This window comes from Dyella sp. AD56 (assembly GCF_002878475.1).
Taxonomy (GTDB): domain Bacteria; phylum Pseudomonadota; class Gammaproteobacteria; order Xanthomonadales; family Rhodanobacteraceae; genus Dyella.
The window spans coordinates 346,509-368,356 of record NZ_NRDP01000011.1 but is presented as its reverse complement, the minus strand read 5'-3'; the positions used below and the strand labels follow the sequence as shown (position 1 = coordinate 368,356).

23 protein-coding genes are annotated in these 21,848 nt (G+C 64.1%); 13 read left to right on the top strand and 10 right to left on the bottom strand.

Features of this window, described 5'->3' with window-relative positions:
* The 5 genes from DyAD56_RS09970 to DyAD56_RS09950 all read left to right on the top strand — a co-directional run.
* On the top strand, positions 1-850 hold an 850-nt coding region (locus tag DyAD56_RS09970; RefSeq protein ID WP_146010477.1), incomplete at its 5' end, for a TonB-dependent receptor.
* 27 nt (positions 851-877) lie between these two features.
* Positions 878-1,888 carry a YncE family protein gene (locus DyAD56_RS09965; protein WP_102302587.1) on the top strand — a complete coding sequence of 337 codons (1,011 nt, stop codon included), beginning with the start codon at positions 878-880 and terminating at the stop codon, positions 1,886-1,888.
* A gap of 80 nt (positions 1,889-1,968) precedes the next feature.
* Positions 1,969-2,517, top strand: coding sequence for a GNAT family N-acetyltransferase (locus tag DyAD56_RS09960; RefSeq protein ID WP_102302586.1), 549 nt, complete (start codon positions 1,969-1,971; stop codon positions 2,515-2,517).
* Between the two features lie 2 nt (positions 2,518-2,519).
* On the top strand, positions 2,520-2,834 hold the full coding sequence (locus DyAD56_RS09955) for a non-heme iron oxygenase ferredoxin subunit (RefSeq protein WP_102302623.1): 315 nt from the start codon (positions 2,520-2,522) through the stop codon (positions 2,832-2,834).
* 20 nt (positions 2,835-2,854) lie between these two features.
* Entirely contained in the window at positions 2,855-3,184 is a 330-nt protein-coding gene (locus DyAD56_RS09950; RefSeq protein WP_102302585.1) for a cold-shock protein, read from the top strand.
* 9 nt (positions 3,185-3,193) lie between these two features.
* On the opposite strand, the gene DyAD56_RS09945 is transcribed toward DyAD56_RS09950, so the two are convergent.
* Genes DyAD56_RS09945 through DyAD56_RS09925 form a run of 5 tightly spaced genes read right to left on the bottom strand, consistent with a single transcriptional unit; the run spans position 3,194 to position 8,311 of the window.
* Complete coding sequence (locus DyAD56_RS09945; RefSeq protein WP_233202363.1) at positions 3,194-3,991, bottom strand: MipA/OmpV family protein; 798 nt, start codon at positions 3,989-3,991, stop codon at positions 3,194-3,196.
* An 11-nt stretch (positions 3,992-4,002) separates the two neighbouring features.
* Positions 4,003-4,944, bottom strand: coding sequence for an HlyD family efflux transporter periplasmic adaptor subunit (locus tag DyAD56_RS09940; protein WP_102302584.1), 942 nt, complete (start codon positions 4,942-4,944; stop codon positions 4,003-4,005).
* Positions 4,941-5,705, bottom strand: a complete 765-nt coding sequence (locus DyAD56_RS09935; protein ID WP_102302583.1) for an ABC transporter ATP-binding protein — start codon at positions 5,703-5,705, stop codon at positions 4,941-4,943. The genes DyAD56_RS09940 and DyAD56_RS09935 overlap by 4 nt, the downstream gene beginning before the upstream one ends.
* A gap of 3 nt (positions 5,706-5,708) precedes the next feature.
* Positions 5,709-6,842: an ABC transporter permease gene (locus tag DyAD56_RS09930; protein ID WP_102302582.1), complete on the bottom strand. Its 1,134-nt coding sequence runs from the start codon at positions 6,840-6,842 to the stop codon at positions 5,709-5,711.
* The gene (locus tag DyAD56_RS09925; RefSeq protein ID WP_102302581.1) at positions 6,842-8,311 is read right to left on the bottom strand and encodes a TolC family protein; all 1,470 of its coding nucleotides are present in this window, start codon (positions 8,309-8,311) and stop codon (positions 6,842-6,844) included. The genes DyAD56_RS09930 and DyAD56_RS09925 overlap by 1 nt, the downstream gene beginning before the upstream one ends.
* A 198-nt stretch (positions 8,312-8,509) precedes the next feature.
* Between DyAD56_RS09925 and DyAD56_RS09920 the strand changes: the two genes are divergently transcribed.
* Together DyAD56_RS09920 and DyAD56_RS09915 are read left to right on the top strand one after the other, a co-directional pair.
* Complete coding sequence (locus DyAD56_RS09920; RefSeq protein ID WP_233202362.1) at positions 8,510-9,211, top strand: MtnX-like HAD-IB family phosphatase; 702 nt, start codon at positions 8,510-8,512, stop codon at positions 9,209-9,211.
* Positions 9,212-9,261: 50 nt separating this feature from the next.
* Positions 9,262-10,671: an aminotransferase class III-fold pyridoxal phosphate-dependent enzyme gene (locus DyAD56_RS09915; RefSeq protein ID WP_102302579.1), complete on the top strand. Its 1,410-nt coding sequence runs from the start codon at positions 9,262-9,264 to the stop codon at positions 10,669-10,671.
* A 114-nt stretch (positions 10,672-10,785) separates the two neighbouring features.
* Here DyAD56_RS09915 and DyAD56_RS09910 read toward each other — a convergent pair whose 3' ends face one another.
* Positions 10,786-11,715 (bottom strand): LysR family transcriptional regulator, encoded by a 930-nt coding sequence (locus DyAD56_RS09910; protein WP_102302578.1) that lies wholly within the window; start codon positions 11,713-11,715, stop codon positions 10,786-10,788.
* An 81-nt stretch (positions 11,716-11,796) separates the two neighbouring features.
* On the opposite strand from DyAD56_RS09910, the gene DyAD56_RS09905 reads away from it, so the two are divergent.
* Positions 11,797-13,308, top strand: a complete 1,512-nt coding sequence (locus tag DyAD56_RS09905) for an MFS transporter (RefSeq protein ID WP_199178929.1) — start codon at positions 11,797-11,799, stop codon at positions 13,306-13,308.
* Here the strand turns inward: DyAD56_RS09905 and DyAD56_RS09900 are convergent.
* Complete coding sequence (locus DyAD56_RS09900) at positions 13,305-14,726, bottom strand: sensor histidine kinase (RefSeq protein WP_102302621.1); 1,422 nt, start codon at positions 14,724-14,726, stop codon at positions 13,305-13,307. The genes DyAD56_RS09905 and DyAD56_RS09900 overlap by 4 nt on opposite strands.
* 41 nt (positions 14,727-14,767) lie before the next feature.
* Positions 14,768-15,457: a response regulator gene (locus tag DyAD56_RS09895; RefSeq protein ID WP_102302576.1), complete on the bottom strand. Its 690-nt coding sequence runs from the start codon at positions 15,455-15,457 to the stop codon at positions 14,768-14,770.
* 509 nt (positions 15,458-15,966) lie between these two features.
* Between DyAD56_RS09895 and DyAD56_RS09890 the strand changes: the two genes are divergently transcribed.
* From DyAD56_RS09890 to DyAD56_RS09870, 5 genes are all read left to right on the top strand, one after another.
* Entirely contained in the window at positions 15,967-16,626 is a 660-nt protein-coding gene (locus DyAD56_RS09890) for a PepSY-associated TM helix domain-containing protein (RefSeq protein WP_102302575.1), read from the top strand.
* A 105-nt stretch (positions 16,627-16,731) separates the two neighbouring features.
* Entirely contained in the window at positions 16,732-17,247 is a 516-nt protein-coding gene (locus DyAD56_RS09885; RefSeq protein WP_102302574.1) for a DUF2271 domain-containing protein, read from the top strand.
* 18 nt (positions 17,248-17,265) lie between these two features.
* Entirely contained in the window at positions 17,266-18,078 is an 813-nt protein-coding gene (locus DyAD56_RS09880) for a DUF4198 domain-containing protein (RefSeq protein WP_102302573.1), read from the top strand.
* Positions 18,079-18,121: 43 nt separating this feature from the next.
* Entirely contained in the window at positions 18,122-19,093 is a 972-nt protein-coding gene (locus tag DyAD56_RS09875) for an FAD:protein FMN transferase (RefSeq protein ID WP_102302620.1), read from the top strand.
* Positions 19,090-20,736, top strand: a complete 1,647-nt coding sequence (locus DyAD56_RS09870; protein WP_102302572.1) for a sulfite reductase subunit alpha — start codon at positions 19,090-19,092, stop codon at positions 20,734-20,736. Before DyAD56_RS09875 ends, DyAD56_RS09870 begins: the two co-directional genes overlap by 4 nt.
* On the opposite strand, the gene DyAD56_RS09865 is transcribed toward DyAD56_RS09870, so the two are convergent.
* Positions 20,730-21,311: a HutD family protein gene (locus tag DyAD56_RS09865; protein WP_102302571.1), complete on the bottom strand. Its 582-nt coding sequence runs from the start codon at positions 21,309-21,311 to the stop codon at positions 20,730-20,732. The genes DyAD56_RS09870 and DyAD56_RS09865 overlap by 7 nt on opposite strands.
* Positions 21,308-21,847 (bottom strand): GNAT family N-acetyltransferase, encoded by a 540-nt coding sequence (locus DyAD56_RS09860; RefSeq protein ID WP_102302619.1) that lies wholly within the window; start codon positions 21,845-21,847, stop codon positions 21,308-21,310. Before DyAD56_RS09860 ends, DyAD56_RS09865 begins: the two co-directional genes overlap by 4 nt.
* Position 21,848 lies beyond the last annotated feature (1 nt).

The window sequence follows — 21,848 nt, the reverse complement described above, 5'->3', positions numbered from 1 at the left end:
TTCGGTGGGCCACAGTTACAACAATTTCTTCCCGACGGTGCAGCTCCGCTATGAGTTCGCGGAGTCGCTGATCGGCCGCGCGGTCTACTCCAAGACCATTGCCCGTCCGGGCTTCAACCAGCTCACCACCTCGACGCTGATCGATCCTTCGTCGGATAGCGTCACGCAGGGCAATCCCAACCTGAAACCCACCACCAGCGACAACTTTGACCTGTCGCTGGAGTACTACCTCGACAACGGCGGCATCGCGTCGGCGGGCGTGTTCGACAAGGAGTTGAGCAACTACATCATCAACAAAGAAGAGCAGGGCGTGACGTTCCCGAACAATGGATTGTTCGCCGGCTTCACCGGTGCGGCCAAGGTGTACACCTTCGCCAACATCAACAGCGCGCATGCACGCGGTATCGAGCTGAACTATCAGCAGAAGTTCTCTACGTTGCCTGGATGGCTGGCCGGCTTTGGTGTGGGTGCGAACTACACCTATGTGGATTCCAGTGGCGAGATCCGTCCCGGCGATCACTCACAGCTGCCATCGACGTCACGCAACACCGGCAACTTCATGGTGTTCTACGACCTGGGCGGCTTCAGCGCAAACCTTGGCGCGTACTACGTGAGCAAGGACATCTTCGGCGTCGGCAGTTCGTCGGCCACCGATATCTGGTCGCAGCCGCGCTTCTCGCTGGACCTGGGGGCGACGTATGCCTTCGACGACCAGTGGTCGGTGTTCTTCAACGCCAAGAATCTCACCAACACCCGCCTGAAGTTCACCGAAGGTCCGGCGGCCGATCGCCCGATCCAGCGTGAGTTCTATGGCCAGACCTACATGGCCGGCGTCCGTTTCAAGCTCTGACCCCTTATGACCGCTCAGGAAAATCGCATGAACAAGTCTTCTCTCCGTTGGATGCCGCACGCGCTGTGGCTGGCTGCCGCGCTGGTCGCGCCCTCCATTGCTGCCGCCCCCGACATGCCGTATGCAGTGACCCAGCACTACACGCTGGGTGGTCCGGGTGGCTGGGACTATCTCAGTCTCGATGCGGCGTCGCATCGCCTGTTCATTGCCCGCGACGATAGGGTGATGGTGGTCGACGCCACAACGGGCAAGTTGCAGGGTGAGGTTCCGGGCATGCAGCACGCGCACGGCGTAGCGCTGCTTCCCGCGAAGCATCAGGCTTTCGTGAGCAACGGACACGGCGACAACGTGACGGTGGTGGATACGGATGCGCTCAAGGTCACCGGCCACATCGCCATCAGCGGCAAGGATCCGGACGCCATCGTGTTCGACGATGCCTCGGGCCATTTGCTGACCATGAATGGGCATAGCAGCAACATCAGCGTGATCGATGTGCAGACCGCCAAAGAGCTGACGACCATCGCGGTGCCGGGGCGGCCGGAATTCGCGGTGAGCGATGGCACGGGACAGCTGTTCCTTAATCTCGAGGACAAGAGCCAGCTCGTGCGGGTGGACCTTGCCAACAGGAAGGTGTTGAACGTGTGGCCGCTGGCGCCGTGCGATGGTCCGACCGGCCTCGCGTTGGACAAGGCCAATCACCGGCTGTTCTCGGTGTGTGCCAACGGCTGGATGATCGTGACGGATGCCAACGACGGTCATCAGGTGGCCAAGGTGGCGATCAGCAAGGATCCGGATGCAGTGGTGTTCGATGCACAGCGCAAGGTGGTACTCAGCCCGGGTGAAGAGGGCCAGCTCAGCGTCGTCGTGCAGGACGATGCGGACCACTATCACCTGGTGGGCAACCTGCCGACGCAGCCAAGCGCGCGGACGCTGGTGCTCGATCCGCAGACACATACCGTTTACCTCGCCGCGGCCACCTCTGCCGTCAAGGGCAAGGCAGTGGAAGGGTTTGGTGTGCTGGTGGTGAGCCCGCGCTGAGCTAGGGCCCGGACGGCAGGTGCAACGCCTGCCGTCTTCCGGTGATGCCGCGGGGCCAAGGCTCCCGTTATCATCGGCTAATGCACAACCCTTCCGTTCTCAGCTTTCGCGTGGCAATCGGCCACGATGTCGCGGCGGTCGTCTCCTTGGTCGAGTCCGCCTATCGCGGCGAATCCGGCCAGCGCGGCTGGACCACCGAATCCCACCTGCTTGATGGGCAGCGCACCGATGTCGAGAACGTCGCCGAGCTGATCGGCTCCGACGGTAGCCTGGTGCTGCTGGCGGAGCAGGGCGGCGAGCTGGTGGCCTGTTGCCATATCGAGCGGCAGGACACGTCGGGTTATTTCGGCATGTTCGCCGTCGACCCTCTGTTGCAGCGTGCGGGCCTTGGCCGTGCCGTGCTGGCGGAGGCCGAGCGCCTCGCCAGGGAGACGTGGCAAGCCACGTCGATGCGCATGTCGGTGATCGAGCAGCGCGAGGAACTGATTGCCTGGTACGAGCGCCGCGGCTACCGGCTTACCGGCGAGACGCGTCCGTTCCCCTACGGGCAGCCGCGTTTTGGCATTCCACGGCGTGACGACCTGCGCTTCGTATGGTTGAGCAAGCCGCTGGACGAGGTGACGGCGTGAACCTGGCGGATTGGATCTTCGTCGGTACGCGCAGCGAAATGCTGCCCGGTGAATTCAAAGTTGTGTGGGATGGTGACACCGCCATCGCCGTCTACAACATCGATGGTGACCTCTACGCCATTGAGGACGTGTGCAGCCACGATGGCGGAGAACTCGCCGGCGGCGAGGTGCATGGTTTCGATGTCGAATGTCCACGTCACGGCGCGCGCTTCGACGTGCGTACAGGGGCGGTGACCTGCCCGCCAGCCTATGAGCCTATCGCCAGTTTTCCCGTGCACGAGGTGGACGGGCAGATATGGACGCGCGACGACCGCTAGGTCATTCACGGAGAGGCGCTGTGGCTCGCGACCGGGGATTGGAAGAACTCGTCAACGATGATCTTGCGGAAGAGCGCGACGTCACCGCGAAGGCGATGTTCGGCGGTTGGGCGTGGCTCATGCGCGGCAACCTGCTTTGTGGTGCGCGCCACGACGGCATGCTGGCAAGACTGGGCAAGGGCAGGGATGGTTGGGCGCTGAAGGTGGAGGGCATCGAGCCAATGATGTCCGGTAGCCGGCGCATGGAAGGCTGGGTGCGGATTGCACCGTCGGTCTATGGCGACGATGTCATGCGCCGCCGACTGCTCGATGCGGCTATCGAGTTCTCGCAGTCGTTGCCTGCGAAATAGCCGAGGACCTCAAAGCCGATAGACGAACGCCAGCGTCGTCGTGAGCTGGTTGCGTGAGCCGTAGCTGCGCACTAGCGAGCTGTTGGCGGCATCACCGAGCAGGCGCGTGTAGTTGACCGCGAAAGCGAAGCCTGTGTGCAGGCTGGTCGGCATGTAGGCGTCGTACTCGAGGGCGACCTGCTGACCGCCGGCGCCAGGAGACCACGGGTCGATGTCGAGTTTGGTCGCCTGATCCGGCGTGACGCCGAAGAAGCGGCGCATCGCTGGGCCGTTCATGGCCTGCCATTGCAACTGCAGGCTGTGATTGAGATAGCCGATCGCGGGCAGGTCGTAGTCGGCATACAGGTTGAGATAGGCGCCCGCACCCTGCGTGTCATGGCTGAGCTCGGTACCCAGGTTGAGTTGCGCCGTGGCCTGGTATTCCAGATAGCCACCGCCGTTGATGCGAGGGCTGAGTGAATCGACGATGCCACCGAGTTTTGGCCCGAGTTCCTGGCGATCACGGCCCCACATGTAGTTGCCGTACAGGCCTCCGCGCCATTGATCACCGTGAATCAGGTCGACAGTCAGGCCGTCGAGCGTGGACAGGGTGATATGCCAGGGAAGTTCGGCCTGGATATAGGGAATGGCCTGGTTGCGGTGGTCCTTCGAGCCCACCCATGCAGGCATGCGTTGCATGCCTGCGCCGAACATATCGGTGGGGCCCTCGGTTACGTCGTCCGCCAGAGCGGTTGCCGAAGCCGTCAACGTCAGCATCAGTGCAGCAACGCGTATCAGCGATGCGGGCAGAAAACAGCGACGGCTCATGCGGGCACGACTCAGGAACGGGGCTTTGCCGGCGCGGCTGCAGCGTTGTCACCGAACTGCACGATCACGCGCTGACCGATACGTAGCGAAGGCGGCGGCGGCTCGTCGAACGCCAGTACGCACTCGACGGTGCGGGTATTGGCGCGGATCAGCGGATCTTCTTCCAGCGCGCTGGGGCCGAACACGGCGCCGATGCGCTGCACGTGCGCGCGCAGTGGCGGAACGCCGCTACCGCTGTCGTCCACCACCTGTGCCTGCATGCCGTCGTGCACCGCACTGACAAAGGATTCATTGAGCTCGGCGCGGACGATACGCGCGCCTTCCGGCAGCAACACGAAGGCGACGCCACCCTGCGGCGAGGCCGTCGCGCCCGGCTGGATGTCGCGTTCGACGATCTGTGCATCGATGGGCGCGATCAGGCTGCGTTGCGACAGCTCGTAGCGCGTGGCTTCGAGCTTCTGTTGAGCCATCGCTTGGGCGGCGTGTGCGTTGTCGAGTTCACCCTGCAACTGCGTGGCGCTGTCCCTTGCATCGTCGGCGCTCTGGCCGTCGCCTGCACCTGCCGCTGCGGCGGCCTGCAGACGACTGGCACGCTGTTGCGCCGCCTTCAGACGCGCCTCCAGCACACTGCCCTGCGCCTGGGCTTGCTTCTGCTCCGCTTCGGCAGCGCTTACGGCCAACTGCGCGGGTCGCGTATCCAGCACGGCCAGCACCTGACCCTTGTGCACATGATCTCCCTCGCGGACCTTGATGTCGGCCACGACACCTTCGCGCGGCATGCTCAGTTTGAGCAGGCCGCCCTCGATATCGATGCGACCACGCGCAACCGCTACATAGGAAGCGGCGGGTGCGGCCTGTGTGTCCGACTTGCCGTTGTCGCCATGCGAGCAGCCGACGAGGGCCGGCGCAACAAGGGCGACCGCAAGGATGGAATGAAGCAAACGCAGGGTCATGCAGAAGGTTCCTCGTGGCCAGACGCCGGCATGGGCGTCGGGGTGGGCACACGGTCGCTAAGGATACGGCCATCCTCCATGGCGAGCACGCGGTCGGCGTGTCCCACCAGTCGCGGGTCGTGGCTGACGCACAGTACCGTGGTGCCGTGCGCGCGGGCGATGCGGTGGAGAATGTCGATGACGATCTGGCCGTTGGCGGCGTCGAGCGCGCTGGTCGGTTCGTCGGCAAAGAGCAGGTCCGGCTCTTTGGCCAACGCGCGCGCGATGGCGACGCGCTGCTTTTCGCCACCGGAGAGCTCGGACGGTCGAAGTCCCATACGCGGCCCCATGCCGACTTCTTCCAGCGAGGCCATGGCGCGGCGGCGTGCTTCACCGCGGGACAGGCCCAGATAGCTCAAGGGAAGTTCTACCTGTTCCAACGCATTGAGCGCGGGAAAGAGATTGAAGCCCTGGAAGACGAAGCCGGTGTGCAGTAGGCGGAAGCGCTCCAGCGCGCGGCTGTCGAGCTGCTCGAGATCCTGGTCAAGCGCCATGACCTGGCCGCCGTCCGGCCGCTGCAAGCCGCTCAGGATCGCCAACAGCGTGCTCTTGCCACAGCCGGATGGGCCGGAAATCAGCGTGAGTTCGCCGGCCCGCACGTCCAGCGTGAGGTCGTGTAGCACCGTGCTGCGGATGTCGCCCGACGTGAACGACTTGTTGACGTTGCGCGCTTGCAGCGATATCGACGGCTTGGATAGAGGAACGGGAGATGCCTGACTCATCGGTTACCTCAACAACGTGGCCGGGTCGGCGCGGCGCAGACTGCGCATGGCCGCCAGCCCCGACACAATCGCAAGGCCCATGCATAGCGACAGGCAGGCCACGGTTACCCATGGACCCAGCGCCACCGGCACGTTGCGGCTGCGCGCAAGCGCCATGGCGAGGACGCCGAGCACGGCGCTGCCGAGCAGACCCAGGGCGCCCACCCAGAACGCCTGTTCCATCACCACTTTGCGCAGTGCGCCCACGCCTACGCCGAGCGCATTGAGCGTGGCGTACTCTCGAATCGAACCGATGACTGCAGCGACCAGGGTCTGGCTGGTGATCACCACGCCGACCAGGAACACGATGCCGGCCAGGAACAGCACACCAGCACCGGCACCGGTATCGAATATCCAATACATCTGTGAGCGGCGGGCGAAATCCCTGGCGGTCCATACGTCGTAGTTGCCGAACGCCCGGTTGCCGCGCAATCGCGCGGCGATATCCTTGGCTTCTGCCGGATCGCGCAGCTTTGCCACGAAGTAGGTCATGCGGTTGCTGTTGGACGGGTCGGTGTCTAGTGACGCTGCCGTCGCGAGGGAGGCCACCACATTGACGCCACCGAGCGCACGCAGGCCGTTGCTTACGCCCACCACGCGTACGTGGTGACCGTTGATGACGGCACTGTCGCCGACTTTGACGCCAAGGTTTTCCAGATCAGCGCGATCGACGATCACCGCGTCGGGTTCGTTGAGGCGCACGCGCAGCTTGGGAGGCAGGGCATGTGCGAACAGCATGCCATCCGGTCGCGCGTTGATGCCGGAGACGAATACCGATACGCCACCCGTGTCGCTTGGGCCGCGCCAGTCGGCATCCACCCAATGGAACGGTTCGACGGCGGTCACCGCCGGGTCCATGCGCAAACGCATTTCCACGCCCGCGTCGATGGACCGCCCGAGGTTGACGCTCTGCGTGCCGGGATAGCCCGCCCACAGGTCGGCCGACGAGCCGGTGATATACACGGCGGCACTGCCGAAGATGCCGAGCACCAGGGCGACCTGTAGCAACTGCAACAGGCCAGCAAAGCCCACCGCCACGACAGCGGGGAGAAAACGACGCCACTCGTAGACGAGTGTCTTGCGTGCGAGCGCGACCATCAGTCCGTGCTCCCGGTACCCGGCGCCTTGGCGGGCATCGGCGGCTTGGGCATGGGTGCGCCGCCCAGGGCCTTGTACAGCGAGACGTAGGCGAGATCGCGCGCGGCGATGGCGCTGACCAGTTCGAGCTGCGCGCGCTGGTTGTCGATCAGGCCATCCTGCACATCGAGGCCGCTGCCGAGATTGAGCTCTGCGCGCTTATGCAGGGCAGCCATGCTGCCATCCAGTGCCTGGGTAACCCGTTGCGAGGCGTCTTCGCGCGTACGCAACTGCTCCAGGTCGCCCATGGCTGTTTCCGCTTCGGCGACACCTTGCAGCACCGCTTGCCGGTATGCGTACACGGCGGCCTTGAGCTGATGGTCCTTGACGTGTGCGGCGGCGACGCGCTGTCCCCAATCGAACAGCGGTACGTCGATGATCGGGCCAAAAGAGGAGATGGCCTCGCCCGTATGCACGCGATAGTTGGACAGAATATTGGCCGACCATTGCAGCGATGCACCGAGGCCGATATGCGGCCAGATATCCGCGCGGCTCATGCCCAGTTCGCCCGCGGCGCGCAACACGTCGGCTTCGGCGCTGGCGATTTCCGGCCGGGCGCGCAGCATGTCGGCGGGCGCAGCGGTGAGCTGCCATTCGCCCAGGCGTGGTTGCGGGCCGGGAGTGAGCCACGCCGGATCAGGTTCGGGCTGCCCAAGCAGCAAGGCCAGTTGCTGTGCGCTGGCGTTGATCGCCTGCTGGGGCTCGGTCAGGGCGGCCTCGGCTCGGGCCAGGTCGGCCTGGGCCTTGGCCACGTCGATCGGTGGCGCCAGCTTCAGTTGTTCGCGTACCTGCACAAGGCGAAGCTTTTCTTTCTGCGCGTCGCGGATGCCCGTGAGCAGGCGCGCCTGTTCCTGGGCCGAACGCAACTCGATCCAGCGCCGGCTGACTTCGGCCACCAGGGACACACGGACGCCGCGCAGGGCGGCCTTCGCACTGTTTTCCTGCCCTTGCGATGCGCGCTTGCTGCTTTGCCACGCGCCGAACAGCGGCAATTCCCACAGCGCGTCGAAACCGGCCACGAAATAGGAAGCTGTGGTGTCCGGGTCGATGACGTCGTTGGTGCGACCGTGCAGGGAGGGCAGGTAGCCATCGCGGGAGTGGTGGTTGGCCGTGCGCGCCGCACGCAGCCGCTCAGCGGCTTGAGCCACGTCGAGGTTGTTCTGCAGGGCACGGTTGACCAGATCGTCCAGGGCAGGGTCGCCCAGCGCCTGCCACCAGCCGCGCAGGTCGGCGGAGGGTGGCGCGACGCCAGCCGGCGCGTTGCGCCAGGCATCAGGGAGCGGCGGTTTGAGCTCGGGCAAGGGGCGGGCAGAGCAGCCCGCCAGTACCACGAGACTGAACGCCAGCAAGCTGCTGGTGAACAGAGGGCGATCCCGGCGAGGCGCAGCTTCCATGTTCGGTAGATCCGGGTTGTTTCGACGCTGAAACACGAAATTCCTGGGGTTTCGGACTACGTTGAAATGGGGGGATGGCAAAGGATACCGGACCTTGCCTACAACTGGCTTATAGGAATGCCTAAAGGCAGGTATCAAAGGAAGACGTTTACGCAGCTTCTTTCGGAAAGAAAGGAGGCCGAAAGGGGGTGAAACCTATTGTGTCACCATCCTGCAAGAGTGGAGCTGCACCTAGTGACTGGTTGGACCATCCTCTGCGACTTTGACGGCACCATCTCCGTTGAGGACGTGATCGACTCGCTGCTCGACCGTTTCGGCCGCCCCGGCTGGGAAACGCTTGAGCAGGACTGGCGCGCCGGTCGCATCGGCTCGCGTGAATGCATGACCGGCCAGGTTGGCCTGTTGGACATGACTCAGGAAGAGCTGGACAAGCACTTGTCCTCCCTGTGGATTGATCACCATTTCCCGGATTTCGTGAAGATGGCCCGCGCCACCGGCACGCCGATGCACGTGGTCAGCGACGGTTTGGATTATGCCATCCGCAAGATCCTCGGCCGTTATGGCCTGGACGATCTGCCGTTGGCAGCCAACCATCTTGCGCCCGCTACGCCGCCGCAGAAGTGGCAGCTCACCTCGCCGTTCCAGGCCGAGGGTTGCCGTAGCGGTACCTGTAAGTGCGCCGTCGCTGCGCAGGCTAGCAAGGGTGGCACCAAGACGCTGTTGATCGGCGATGGCGCTTCCGATTTCTGTGCTGCCGACCGCGTCGATTTCGTCTTCGCCAAGCATCGCCTGATCGAACATTGCCGTGCCGCTGGCATCCCATATGTGCCGATCACCGGTTTCGAGGATGCGCTGGAGCTGCTGCCGCGCCTGCTTGACGGGAGCCTGCTTGCCGAACACGCGCCGGCCTCGCCCGCGCTCGCCATGGTTTCCTGATCAGATCCCCCTCCTGATCGCCCCCTTTCAAACGTTTTCGGATTTTCCCTATGACCGCTTACGACAAGAACGCCGCTGGCGTCGTGATTCCCGACGCGCAGCTGCTGGCTGACGAGGCTGAGTGGAGCTCGTTTGGCGACACCGTGCATTACGTCGACCCGCCGAAGATCTTCCGCCATGGCGAAGGCAGCTGGATGATCGACACCGCCGGCACGCGCTTCCTCGATCTGCAGATGTGGTACTCGGCGGTCAACTTCGGTTACGGCAATAAGCGCCTGAACGACACGCTGAAGAACCAGATCGACGTGCTGCCGCAGGTTGCCAGCCAGTACCTGCACCAGACCCGCATCGAGCTGGCCAAGACCATCGCGGTCGACGCCCAGCAGAAGTTCGGCCTGAAGGGCCGCGTGCACTTCAACGTCGGCGGCGCGCAGGCGGTGGAAGATTCGCTGAAGCTGGTGCGTAACTACACCGGCGGCAAGAGCCTGATGTTCGCCTTCGAGGGCGGCTACCACGGCCGTACGCTGGGCGCCTCGTCCATCACTTCCAGCTACCGCTACCGTCGTCGTTTCGGCCACTTCGGCGAGCGCGCGATGTTCGTGCCGTTCCCGTATCCGTTCCGCCGCCCGAAGGGCATGACGCCGGAAGAGTACTCGGACGCCTGCGTGCGCCAGTTCGCGCGCCTGTTCGAAACCGAATACAACGGCGTGTGGGATCCCAAGGTCAACCAGGCTGAATACGCGGCCTTCTATGTCGAGCCGATCCAGGGCACGGGCGGTTACGTCATTCCGCCGATGAACTTCTTCAAGGATCTGAAGAAGGTGCTGGACCAGTACGGCATCTTGATGGTGGTCGATGAAATCCAGATGGGTTTCTGGCGCACGGGCAAGCTGTGGTCGATCGAGCACTTTGGCGTGACGCCGGATGTGGTCGTGTTCGGCAAGGCGCTGACCAATGGCCTCAACCCGCTGTCGGGTCTGTGGGCACGCGAAGAGTTGATCAACCCGACCATCTTCCCGCCGGGCTCCACTCACTCCACCTTCAACTCCAACCCGCTGGGCACCGCGCTGGGTCTGGAAGTGATCAAGATGGGTTACGAGCTGGACTACGAGACCAGCGTGCCGAAGAAGGGTGCGCACTTCCTCGAAGGCCTGCGCGACCTGCAGAAGCGTCACAAGGAAATCGGCGACGTCGACGGCCTGGGCCTCGCGCTGCGCGCCGAAATCTGCACCGAGGACGGCTTCACGCCGAACAAGGCGCTGCTCGACAAGATGGTCGACATCGGCCTCGCTGGCGACCTGGAGCACAACGGCAAGAAGATCGGCCTCGTGCTCGACGTGGGCGGCTGGTACAAGAACGTGATCACCTTCGCGCCGTCGCTCGACATCACGCACGAAGAGATCGATCTGGCCATCGCGCTGCTCGACCAGCTGCTGACCAAGGCCAAGAAGGAAATGTAAGTCCATGCGGCGCCGTGGGGCGAAACCCACGGCGTCCGATGAAGGTTTGTCTCAAGCTGTTCCCATGCAGGGGAAGTGTGACAACGGCGGCGCCTATGCGTCGCCGTATTTTTTTCAGTCGTCGAGCATGGCGGGGATCGCCGCTACCAGCGCATCGATAGCGCAGCGTGTCTTGGACGGCATGTAGCGCGTGGTGGGCCATACGGCGTGGATGTCCTGCGGCGCGAGGCTGCAACGTCCCCTGACGGTCACCAGCTCGCCGCTTTTGACGTAGCGCGCCAACAGCCATGACGGCAGGCGCGCCAGACCGAAGCCGGCAATGGCTGCCGCGGCGATCATCTGTACATCATCGGTGCTTAGCTGCGGCTGGATGCGCAAAGGCGTCGTCTGGCCGGCGTCATCGCGCAGATGCCAGGGCGAGACGACGCCAGCGCGCGAGTAGCCGATGGCAGCGTGCGCCTCGATTTCTTCCAGCCGCGAAGGCAAGCCATACCGGGCGATGTAGTCGGGCGAGGCGCCGATGCTCACGTATTGCAGTCCCAGCTTGCGCGCAGCCAGACTGCTGCTGTCGCGTAATTCGCCAATGCGCAAGGCAAGATCGAAGCCTTCCTCGATCAGGTCTACCTTGCGGTCGCTGAAGGACATGTCGATGCTCAGCGATGGATGTCGGCGCGCCAGCTCCATCAACACCGGTGCCACGCATAGATGGCCAAACGCAATGGGCAGGCTTACGCGCAGGCGGCCCTGCGGTTGCTGTCGCCCGTCGTCCAGCGCAGCCTCGGCGGCATCCAGTTCGGCCAAGGCGCGCACGCAGCGTTCGTAATAGGCCTGACCATCCTCGGTGAGGTTTTGTGCGCGCGTGGTGCGCTGGAGCAGTCGCACGCCCAGCCGCGCCTCCAGCCTGGCGATGATCTTGCCCACAGCGGAGCGGGTGAGGCTCAGGCGCTCCGCGGCTACGGCAAAACTGCCCGCTTCCACCACCTGCACAAAGGTGGCGACACCATCCAGCCGATCATCTGCACGTCGATTGATTGGTTCTTTCATGGAAGCATTGATGGGATGAATTAGAGTCAATGGTGCCTGTTTGGCGTCGATATAGTAGCTGCTCCCGCACGGAGCACATCCATGTCTTCTTCCGTCTCCCGCAACCGCATGGCATTGGCCGCGGTATGCCTGTCCTCGCTGATGTTCGGGCTGGAGATCTCCAGCGTGCCAGCCATCCTGCCCACGCTGGCGCGTGTGCTACACGGCGATTTTCGCGATATGCAGTGGGTCATGAACGCGTACACCATCGCCTGCACCAGCGTGCTGATGGGTACGGGTACGGTGGCCGACCGCTATGGGCGCAAGCGGCTGTTCCTTGTATGCATCGCGCTGTTCGGCGTCACGTCGTTGCTGTGTGGCTTGGCTTGGAACATGCCGGTGATGATCGCCGGGCGCTTTCTGCAAGGCGCCAGCGGCGGCGCCATGTTGATCTGTCAGGTGGCGGTGCTCTCGCATCAGTTTTCTGAACCAGCCGAGCGCGTGAAGGCGTTTGCGTCGTGGGGGGTGATCTTCGGTATCGGGCTGGGCTTTGGTCCCATCATCGGCGGTGCGATCGCGGCGCTGGCGAACTGGCAGTGGGTGTTCCTGGTGCATGGGCCGCTGGCGCTGGTTACTTTGGCGCTGGCATGGCGTGGTGCCGTGGAGTCGCGCGACCCGCATGCGCAGCGTCTGGATATCGGCGGCATCGTCACCTTGTCGCTAGCGGTGTTCGGTGTGGCCTATGTCATTACCCAAGGTGGCGACATGGGCTTTGCGAGTACGCAGGCCATCGTCATTGCTGCGTTGAGCCTGTTGTGCCTGGTCGCCTTCGTGGTGATCGAGCGATTGGCGGCGCGGCCGATGGTCGACTTCTCGGTGTTTCGCATCCGTCCGTTCTCGGGTGCGTTGCTCGGGTCGGCGGGCATGAATGCCAGCTTCTGGCCTTTCATGATCTATCTGCCGGTCTATTTCCACGATGTGCTCGGCTATGGCGACGTCGTTGCGGGAAGCGCACTGCTCGCTTACACCTTGCCCACGCTGGTGGTGCCGCCGGTGGCGGAGCGGTTGGCGCATCGCTACCGCGCGGGTTGGGTGATTCCTGGCGGGTTGTTCACCATCGGAGCGGGCTTCTTTCTGATGAAGTGGGGCAGCGGTGTAACCCAGCCGAGCTGGTTGAGCATGCTGCCCGGCTGCGTCGTCGCGGGTATTGGCCTGGGGCTAACCAACACCACGGTCACCAATACGACCACCGGCTCCGTACCCTCGGAGCGCGCCGGCATGGCCTCGGGTATCGATATGAGTGCGCGAATGATTTCGCTGGCGATCAACATCGCGTTGATGGGGTTGATTCTGGTCGCCGGCACTAGCGCGGGTTTGTCGCGGGTGATGCCCGGCGATGCAGAGGTGCGTCATTCGGTGGCCGTGGCCATGGCGGGTGGGCAGTCGGTGACACTGGCTCCGCACGTCGTGCATGGCGCACTCGCTCAGGGCTTCCAGTGGGTCATGCTCTACGGTGGTCTCAGCGTGTGGCTGCTGGCGGGGGCGAGCCTGTGGGTGTTCGGCGTTAAAGGTAGCGCGCGTGAGGTCAATGGAGCCGCGCGCGTGTTGTCCTAACTCGGCGTGCGCGACGTGCGCGCTGGCGGGAACACCACTTCCACGCGCAAGCCGCCCGGGCTGCCGTTGAGGAAGCGCACCAGGGCACGATGGCGTTCGGCAATGCGCTGCACGATGGCCAAGCCGAGTCCGGTGCCTTCTTCCGTCATGCCTGGCACGCGGAAGAAACGTTCGCCCAGTCGTTCGAGAAAGGCCGGGGGCACACCCGGCCCGTTGTCTTCCACACTGATGCAGGGGCCTTCAGAGAGCACCGACACGCCGACAGTGAGGATGCTATTGCGACCGGCGTATCGCAGGCTGTTGTCGATGAGGTTGTCCAGCATCTCTTGCAGTGACAGGCGGTCGCCGTCGATCCATACCGGGCCAGCCGGCCCTTCGTAGCCCAGGTCGACGTTGGCGGCAATGGCATCGTGCACGCGCACGCCCAGCAGCTCAGGAATCAGTTGCGCGAGATCGAGGAGTGCCAGTGGCGCGGTTTCGCTCAGTTCGGGTGATTGCGCACGCGTGAGCGCGAGCAGCTGGCTGGACGTGCGGCTGGCGCGCTGTGTGAGGCGAAGAATGTGTTGCAGGGCGTCGGCGACGGTTTCCTTGCTGGGGTCGATCTGCGCGCGCTCGACATGCACGCGCAGCCCCGCCAGTGGCGTCTTGAGCTGATGGGCCGCATCCGCAATGAAACGCTCCTGCAGGGCCAGCATGCCGCGCTGGCGGGCGAACAGACCGTCGATGGTGCGTGTGAGTGGGAGGATCTCCACCGGCACGTCGGCATCGCCGATGGGCGCAAGGTCATGCTCGCGCGCGGCGAGGCGTGCGGTGAGCGGATCAATCTGGCGCAAGCCGACGCGCACGCCATAGAACACCAGGAAGAACACGCTGGCGATCAGCAGCGCCTGCGCCGGAATGCTGAGCAGCAGGATTTCCCGCGCGCGTTGATGACGGTCATGGAACGTCTCGGCCATGGTGACCGTAAGCTGGTCGCTCGGGTCCTGCAGATTGGGGATACGTACCGTGGCGGCGCGCAGTTCGCGAAGTTTCTGCCGGGGTGTATAGAGCGACGTGGAGTAGAGCGCAGGCTCGCCATCGGAACTCGCGGCGCTCAATGGTGCTGGTTGCAGTTCGGCGGAGCCAGCCAGCAGGCCGTGCTTCTGGCTGCTGACGTTGAAGTAGTTGTGTCCTTCCGGCGCGTACTCGAGCAGGAAACGGGCTTGCGGTGAAATCTGTCCGCCGAGGTCTTCCTGGCTGAGCATCTGCGCGAGCGTCATGGCGTCGTCGCCCAGGTCGCGGTCGTGCACGTGGTTGGAGTAGATCAGCGCGCCGCCGTAGGTGATGAGGCTTTCCACCGCCAGCAGTAGCATCAACGGAACCAGTAGCGAGGAAAGCAGGCGGCGACGCAGGCTGGGACGGCCATCGGGCTCGAGCATGCGGTAGAGCCACGGATCGTCCCGCTTCGGCGTCGCCTTGTTCATGCCTGTGTTTCCCTATCTTCCTTCGCCTCTTCCAGCAGGTAGCCCAGGCCGCGGATGGTGCGCACCTGCGTGCCGGAGTCGGCCAGCTTGCGGCGCAGTCGGTAGATGGCGATGTCCAGGCCGTTGTCGGTGAGTTCCTCGTCCCAGCTGCACAAGGCTTCGACCAATTGCGCGCGACTGGTCACGCGGTCGGGGCGTGCGGCGAGGGCTTCGAGCAAGCCGAACTCGCGGGCGGTGAGCTCCAGCGGTTTGTCGTCGATCCATGCGCGGTGACCGGGAAGGTCCAGGCGCAGCCGACCGATGGTGAGCTCGGGCGCACCTTGCGAGGTGTAGCGGCGGAGCAGGGCGCGCACGCGTGCTTCGAACTCCGCCAGTGCGAAGGGCTTCACCAGATAGTCGTCGGCGCCGAGGTCGAGCACGCGCACACGTTCGCGCAGGCCTTCGCGGGCGGTGATCACCAGCACGGGGAGTCCGGTACCGCGCTTGCGCAGTCGCTGCAGCACGTCGGCACCGTCGAGGTTGGGCAGGCCCAGGTCTAGGATCAGCAGGTCGTAGGGCGTGTCCCGCAGGGCGGCGTCGGCCTTGGCGCCATCGGCCACGCTGTCCACGGCGTGACCGCCCTGGCGCAGCGAGGCGCTGACGCCAGCAGAAATGGAGGGATCGTCCTCGGCAATCAGGATACGCATGTCATTGTCCGGAAGGGGCGGTGGGCCAGCGCGTGGGGAGTGCGCGGCGCAAGGTCATTGAATTGCGAGTGATTCTCATTTGTGGCAAGATTCCGGCTCGGTGCCAGGAACAGGCCGCCCAGGTGGGCAGCTTAACGCTCTGGCGGGTGATGAGACAGCGGGCAAGGCGACTCGGTTGCATGGCTTGTCATGCAATGTTGGGCTGATCAAAGAGCCTGTTCAATGTCTCCACGTAGCCCGCGTTGTTCACCCCAAGCGCCCAGCGCGCGGGCTGCAGCGCAGCGCCTGACTGGTGGTCAGGTCAAGCTGCGGACCGCGCGCTGGGCGCTTGGGGTGGACAACCCTCCGGGCCGGGTCTGTTTGCCCGCAGGCCAGCGTCATCACTCAGTCGTGTACGGACGTACACTCCTTCGTTCTTCCTTGTCCTGCGCGCAAACAGCTCCCGGCGCGGGCCACGTGGAGACATTGAACAGGCTCTACGCGACCATCAACAGGCTCTGAAGGCAGGCATGGAATCAGCGGTGCGGTCGCACGACAACAAGTTGCAGAAGAACGGTGCGGCGCCGAGCCGCGCGTTCTGGCTCAAGCAGCTCCATCAATGGCACTGGATCAGCTCCGCGCTGTGTCTGGTCGGCATGTTGTTGTTCGCCGTCACCGGTTTCACGCTCAACCATGCGGGCCAGATCGAGGCGCAGACGACGACCGTGCACCGCAGTGCGCAACTGCCATCACCGCTGCTCAAGGCCGTTGGCGGCGATGACGAGCGCAAGGGCGCGGCGCTGCCCGCTGCCGTGGCGGACTGGATCGCCGGCGCGCTGGACGTGGACGTCGCCGGTCGCACGGGCGACTGGTCGTCCGACGAAATCTATATCTCCATGCCGCGTCCCGGTGGCGACGCATGGGTAAGCATCGACCGCGAAACCGGCAAGGTGGAAACCGAGCGCAGTTCGCGCGGCGTCATCGCGTACCTCAACGACCTGCACAAGGGACGCCACGCGGGCCCTGCATGGGGCTGGTTCATCGACGTCTTCGCGCTGGCCTGCGTGATCTTCTCGGTCACCGGCCTGCTGCTGCTGAAAATGCATGCGGCCCAGCGCGGCGCCACCTGGCCGTTGGTGGCGTTCGGGCTGGTGTTGCCCCTGCTACTCGCGTTGATCTTCATCCACTGACATGAAGGGCGAACGGACGCGCAACGGGATTTTCCTGGCCTGCTGTGCGCGGTTTTGCATCGCTCACGATCTCACTTTTTCTTCTCGCACCCAACCGAGGAAATCATGCGCCGTCTTTCTCTGACTCTTCCCGCCATCTTGCTGGCGGCACCGGCTGTCGCCGCCGATCTCAACGTCACCGTGCAGATTCCGCAGCTCAACGTCGCGGAGTATCACCGCCCCTATACCGCCGTCTGGGTGGAGCGTGAAGATCACTCCGTCGCCGCGCAGTTGGCTGTGTGGTACGCGCAGAAGGAGTCGAAAGAGGGCGCCGGTACCAAGTGGCTGCCCGAGCTGCGCCAGTGGTGGCGACGTGGCGGCCGCGAGCTGCAGATGCCGGTGGATGGAGTGTCCGGTGCGACGCGTCCGTCCGGCGACCAGAAGCTGAGTTTCCATGAAGGCAAGGCGCCGCTGGGCCAGTTGGCGCCGGGCAAGTACGAGCTGGTAGTGGAAGCCGCGCGCGAAGTAGGCGGCCGCGAAGTGGTGCGTGTGCCGTTCACGTGGCCGGCGACGGCGTCGCAGCAGTTGGCCGCGCAAGGTAGCAGCGAGCTGGGTTCCGTCAAGGTCGACCTGGCCCCGTAATCGAAGGAGAACGACGACATGATCAAACTTTCCCTGAAGTGGGGGGCGCTGGCCCTCGCCTTGGCGCTTCCGTTCACCGCGCAGGCGCACAAAATGTGGATGGTGCCCTCGGCCACCAACGTTTCCGGCGCCGATCCGTGGGTGACGGTGGACGCAGCCGTTTCCAATGATCTGTTCTATCCCGACCACATGCCGGTGGCATTGGATCGCGTGGCCATCACCATGCCGGACGGCCAGATGGCCAAGCCGGAGAATGCGCTCACCGGCCAGTACCGCAGTGTGTTCGACGTGCACCTGACTCAGCTGGGCACTTACAAGATCGCGGCCGTGAACGGCGGCTTGTTCGCCAGCTACGAAGTGGATGGCCAGAAGAAGCGCTGGCGCGGCGATGCGGCGGACCTTGCGAAGACCATCCCGTCGAACGCGAAGAACGTTGAAGTGTCCGAGTCGATCAATCGCGTAGAGACGTTCGTCACCAACGGCAAGCCCAGCGACGGCGCGCTCAAGCCCGGTGGCAAGGGGCTTGAGCTGGTGCCGGTGACGCGGGTCACCGATCTCGCCTCGGGCGAGGCGGCCACGTTCCAGCTGCTGCTGGACGGCAAGCCGGCGTCGAACCTCAAGGTGATGGCGATTGCTGGTGAAACGCGCTATCGCAACGCGCAGGACGAGCTCGACGTCACCACCGACAAGGACGGCAAGTTCAGCATCACCTGGCCGCATGCGGGCATGTATTGGGTGAGTGCGAGCACGCAGGACGACAAGTCGAGCATCAAGCAGGCCAAGGTGCGTCGTCTGTCGTACGCGGCCACGCTGGAAGTGTTGCCGCAGTAATGCATCTTTACTGCATTGAGCGGAGCGTGCGGGTATGGCGTCCATGAGCGATCTCATCGTGCAGTCCGTGCAAGGTGAGACCATGGGCACGTTCTGGTCGGCACGCGCTGTGATGCCGGCCGAGCTGTCGCTGGTGTCACGCGCGAAGGGCATTCAGACCGTGCTCGATCTGGTCGATGGACAGATGAGCACGTACAAGCCCGGCTCGGCGTTGTCACGTTTCAACGCGGCGCCCGCCGGAACGTGGCATGTGCTTCCCGCCGAATGCTTTGAAGTCGTCAGGCACGCATTGCAGGTAGCCGGCGAAAGTGATGGTGCATACGACCCCACCATCGGACCACTGGTCAATTTATGGGGTTTCGGTCCGGACGCTGCACGGCGTGAGCCGCCGCCGGGCGATGCGATCGAGCATGCGCGCGAGCGCGTCGGTTGGTGGCAACTCAAGCTCGACGCCGCGACGCACAGCGTGTTTCAGCCGGGTGGCATCTACCTCGATCTATCGTCGGTGGCCAAGGGCTACGGCGTCGATCTGCTCGGGCGGCATCTGGACAGCATGGGCGTCGATGCGTGGCTTGTCGAAGTCGGTGGCGAGCTGAAAGGTAAGGGCAGGAAGCCCGATGGCTCGCCGTGGCGTATCGGCATCGAGCGTCCAGGCGCCGTGACTGGGGCGGTGCAGAGCGTCGACCAACTCAGCCAAGTGGTTTGCCTGTCGGGTCGCGCCATTGCCACATCAGGTGATTACCGCCGCCGCTTCGACGTCGATGGCGTGACCTATTCGCACCATATCGATCCACGAACCGGACGACCGGTGCCGCATACCGTCGCCTCGGTCAGTGTGCTGGCCGTCGACGCGATGCAAGCTGATCCTATGGGTACGCTGATGACGGTGCTCGGTCCAGAGCAGGGCATGGCTTATGCCCGTGAGCGCGGGCTTGCCGTGATGTTTATCCTGCATGGTGATCGTGGGCTGGAAGAACGCATGTCACCGGCGTTCGAGGCAGCGCTGGCATCATGAGCAGGCGGGTCGTTGCGTCCACACCACGTCCCGCGTGGGGCAACGTCCTGCTTTGCCTGTTGCTCACTGCATTGATGCTGGGGTTGATGGCGCTGCATGCGGGCGAGTGGGAATGGCATTCGCCGGGTGTGCTGCGTTGGGTCTGCGCGCTCGCCGCATTGCTCGCGTGGTTGGGTTTCACGGCTTGGCTCGGATGGCATCGGCGGGAACGATCCCGCAGACAAGCGGCGCTCGTTTCGCCTCAGGAGTCGGCTGCGACGGACATGCTGTTCGTTGTGTATGCAAGCCAGACGGGCGTGGCAGAACAGTGGGCCAGGCAAACCGCGCAAAGCCTCCAGCGTGCCAGCGTGCCAGTGCAGTTGGTGGAGCTTGGGCATGTGGATGTGGCGATGCTCACCGACGCGCGTCGGGTGTTGTTCGTTGTCAGCACGACAGGCGAAGGTGACGCACCGGATCACGCCGCACGCTTTGTCACTCACTGCATGCGCGAGCCGCAGGCGCTGGCGTCGTTGCACTACGGCTTGCTGGCGTTGGGCGACAGCGACTACGAGGATTTTTGCGGATTCGGCCGCGCCCTGCAGCATTGGCTGCGGCAAAGTGGTGCGACGGCACTGTTCGATGCGGTGGAAGTGGACAACGGTGACCCCGCGGCGCTGCGGCATTGGCAGCATCATCTGGCGCTGCTATCTGGCGAGGCCGAGTTGCCGGACTGGCAGGTGCCCGACTATCAGCGCTGGCAGCTGGTCGAGCGCACGCGGCTTAATCCCGGCAGCTTAGGCGGCCCATGTTTTCATCTGGCGCTGCGTCCGCTCGAAGGTAAGGCGTTGTGGCAGGCGGGTGATCTGGTGGAGATTGGGCCTCGACATGCCGCTGCCGAGGTTGACGACTGGTTGGCGGCATGTGGGTTCGAGGGCGATGTCTTCGTCGAACAAGCGGGCCGCCGTGTGTCGCTACGCGAATGGCTGATCGCCAGTCATCTTCCCGAACGGGGCGACGTACAGGGCAAAACACCGTTGGACATCGTGGCTGGATTGCAGGCTCTGCCGCATCGCGAATACTCCATTGCCTCGGTGCCGTCGGATGGCGCACTCCATTTGCTCGTCCGTCAAATGCAACGCGAAGATGGTTCATCGGGTATCGGCTCCGGCTGGCTGACCATGCACGCCGACGTGGGTGGCGAGATCGCGTTGCGCATTCGCTCGAACCCTGGGTTTCATGTGCCAGTCGGTGATCGGCCGATGGTGCTGATTGGTAACGGCACCGGGCTTGCTGGTCTGCGAGCCTTGCTGAAATCGCGCATCGAAGCAGGCAGGCATCGAAACTGGTTGCTATTCGGCGAGCGCGAATCGGCCCGCGATTTCTACCACGGCGACGAGATCCAGCGCTGGCAACGACAAGGCCATATTGAACGCCTTGATCTTGCCTGGTCGCGCGAGAATGAATCGCGCGCGTACGTTCAGGATCGCCTGCGTGCCTGCGATGACGTGCTGCGGCAATGGGTTGAGGCGGGCGCCGCGATTTACGTCTGCGGCAGCCTTGCCGGTATGGCGCCCGGCGTCGATGCGGTGTTGCGTGAAACCTTGGGTGACGAAGCCGTTGAACGCTTGCGCGAAGAAGGGCGCTACCGGCGCGACGTCTATTGATGCGTTTTGGCAGTGGGCAAGCGAGCCAGCACGATCTCGCCGCCGCCTTCGATGCGGATGGGATGACCGGGAATCGGGTCGATCCACAGCATGTCATTCGCTTCCAACTGCTGCGAGCGGTGATCGGCGATCACATTGGCACGACCTGACAGCAACAACATGAACCAGCGCCAGCCCGACGGGGCCAGTAGCACCATGGTGCCGTTGAGCGGGCGTGCCATCAGTTCGCCCTGTGCGTCGCCGCGCAACTTGAGATTGAACGTGCGTGTGGGAACACTCGGCAGGCAGGCCTGTGGATCGTTGGCGCCATCGAATTCCGCCATCTGGAAGCGCGACAGGTGTTGTGTGCGACCGTCAGGGAAAGTGATGTCCACAGAGGCGTCGAGCGGCACGAACTGCCGCCGCAGGTCATCATGTGCGGGAAATTCGACTTCCTGATCCATGTTGATCAGGGTCATCTGCCATTCCCACGCCTTATCCTCCGGCCCGCTCGCGATGGGCGTGATGAACGCCGTGCCCTTGGCACAGTGTTCACCCTGGAGGCTATCGGCGGGCAGATGGCTGAGGTGGCTCATGCCCAGGCGCGACGCTTCTCGGGGCAGGGCGGGTAATAGGCGAACACGTGGTTGTGCGCGCCGAAGAAATCCATGTCTTCGATGTGTTCACCGCCGAGCCGTTCGGCCACGCGGTCGGAGGCTTCGTTGCCGATCCTCACCAGGCTGATCACCCGAGGCGAGCTCAGGGTCTGCCATGTGAAATCGAGGATGGCGCTGCCGGCTTCGGTGGCGTAACCGTGGTGTCGGAAATCCGGTTTGAGCATCCAGCCCAACTCGAGATCGGGCCAGCCCTCGGGGCACATCAGTCCGGCGCGTCCGATGAATTCGCCGGTGCCCTTCAGCTCCAGCGCCCACATGCCGTAGCCGCGAAGCTGCCAATGGCCGATCAACATGGCGAGTGAGCGCCACGCGTTGGTGCGGTCCAGCGGTTGGCCATCGCCGATCCAGCGCGTACTGGCCGGGTCGGCGAGCATGGCGGCGTAATCGTCGAAGTGTCGCTCGGCAAGAGCGGTAAGGCGCAGGCGCGCGGTTTCAATAACAGGTATGTCGATCATG

Bases quoted from the DNA above. Each gene is read 5' to 3' on its own strand.
- DyAD56_RS09965 (WP_102302587.1), top strand. From the start codon at position 878: ATGAACAAGTCTTCTCTCCGTTGGATGCCGCACGCGCTGTGGCTGGCT.
- DyAD56_RS09960 (WP_102302586.1), top strand. From the start codon at position 1,969: ATGCACAACCCTTCCGTTCTCAGCTTTCGCGTGGCAATCGGCCACGAT.
- DyAD56_RS09945 (WP_233202363.1), bottom strand. From the start codon at position 3,991: ATGAGCCGTCGCTGTTTTCTGCCCGCATCGCTGATACGCGTTGCTGCA.
- DyAD56_RS09940 (WP_102302584.1), bottom strand. From the start codon at position 4,944: ATGACCCTGCGTTTGCTTCATTCCATCCTTGCGGTCGCCCTTGTTGCG.
- DyAD56_RS09935 (WP_102302583.1), bottom strand. From the start codon at position 5,705: ATGAGTCAGGCATCTCCCGTTCCTCTATCCAAGCCGTCGATATCGCTG.
- DyAD56_RS09930 (WP_102302582.1), bottom strand. From the start codon at position 6,842: ATGGTCGCGCTCGCACGCAAGACACTCGTCTACGAGTGGCGTCGTTTT.
- DyAD56_RS09915 (WP_102302579.1), top strand. From the start codon at position 9,262: ATGACCGCTTACGACAAGAACGCCGCTGGCGTCGTGATTCCCGACGCG.
- DyAD56_RS09910 (WP_102302578.1), bottom strand. From the start codon at position 11,715: ATGAAAGAACCAATCAATCGACGTGCAGATGATCGGCTGGATGGTGTC.
- DyAD56_RS09905 (WP_199178929.1), top strand. From the start codon at position 11,797: ATGTCTTCTTCCGTCTCCCGCAACCGCATGGCATTGGCCGCGGTATGC.
- DyAD56_RS09900 (WP_102302621.1), bottom strand. From the start codon at position 14,726: ATGCTCGAGCCCGATGGCCGTCCCAGCCTGCGTCGCCGCCTGCTTTCC.
- DyAD56_RS09895 (WP_102302576.1), bottom strand. From the start codon at position 15,457: ATGCGTATCCTGATTGCCGAGGACGATCCCTCCATTTCTGCTGGCGTC.
- DyAD56_RS09890 (WP_102302575.1), top strand. From the start codon at position 15,967: ATGGAATCAGCGGTGCGGTCGCACGACAACAAGTTGCAGAAGAACGGT.
- DyAD56_RS09885 (WP_102302574.1), top strand. From the start codon at position 16,732: ATGCGCCGTCTTTCTCTGACTCTTCCCGCCATCTTGCTGGCGGCACCG.
- DyAD56_RS09880 (WP_102302573.1), top strand. From the start codon at position 17,266: ATGATCAAACTTTCCCTGAAGTGGGGGGCGCTGGCCCTCGCCTTGGCG.
- DyAD56_RS09875 (WP_102302620.1), top strand. From the start codon at position 18,122: ATGAGCGATCTCATCGTGCAGTCCGTGCAAGGTGAGACCATGGGCACG.
- DyAD56_RS09870 (WP_102302572.1), top strand. From the start codon at position 19,090: ATGAGCAGGCGGGTCGTTGCGTCCACACCACGTCCCGCGTGGGGCAAC.
- DyAD56_RS09865 (WP_102302571.1), bottom strand. From the start codon at position 21,311: ATGAGCCACCTCAGCCATCTGCCCGCCGATAGCCTCCAGGGTGAACAC.
- DyAD56_RS09860 (WP_102302619.1), bottom strand. From the start codon at position 21,847: ATGATCGACATACCTGTTATTGAAACCGCGCGCCTGCGCCTTACCGCT.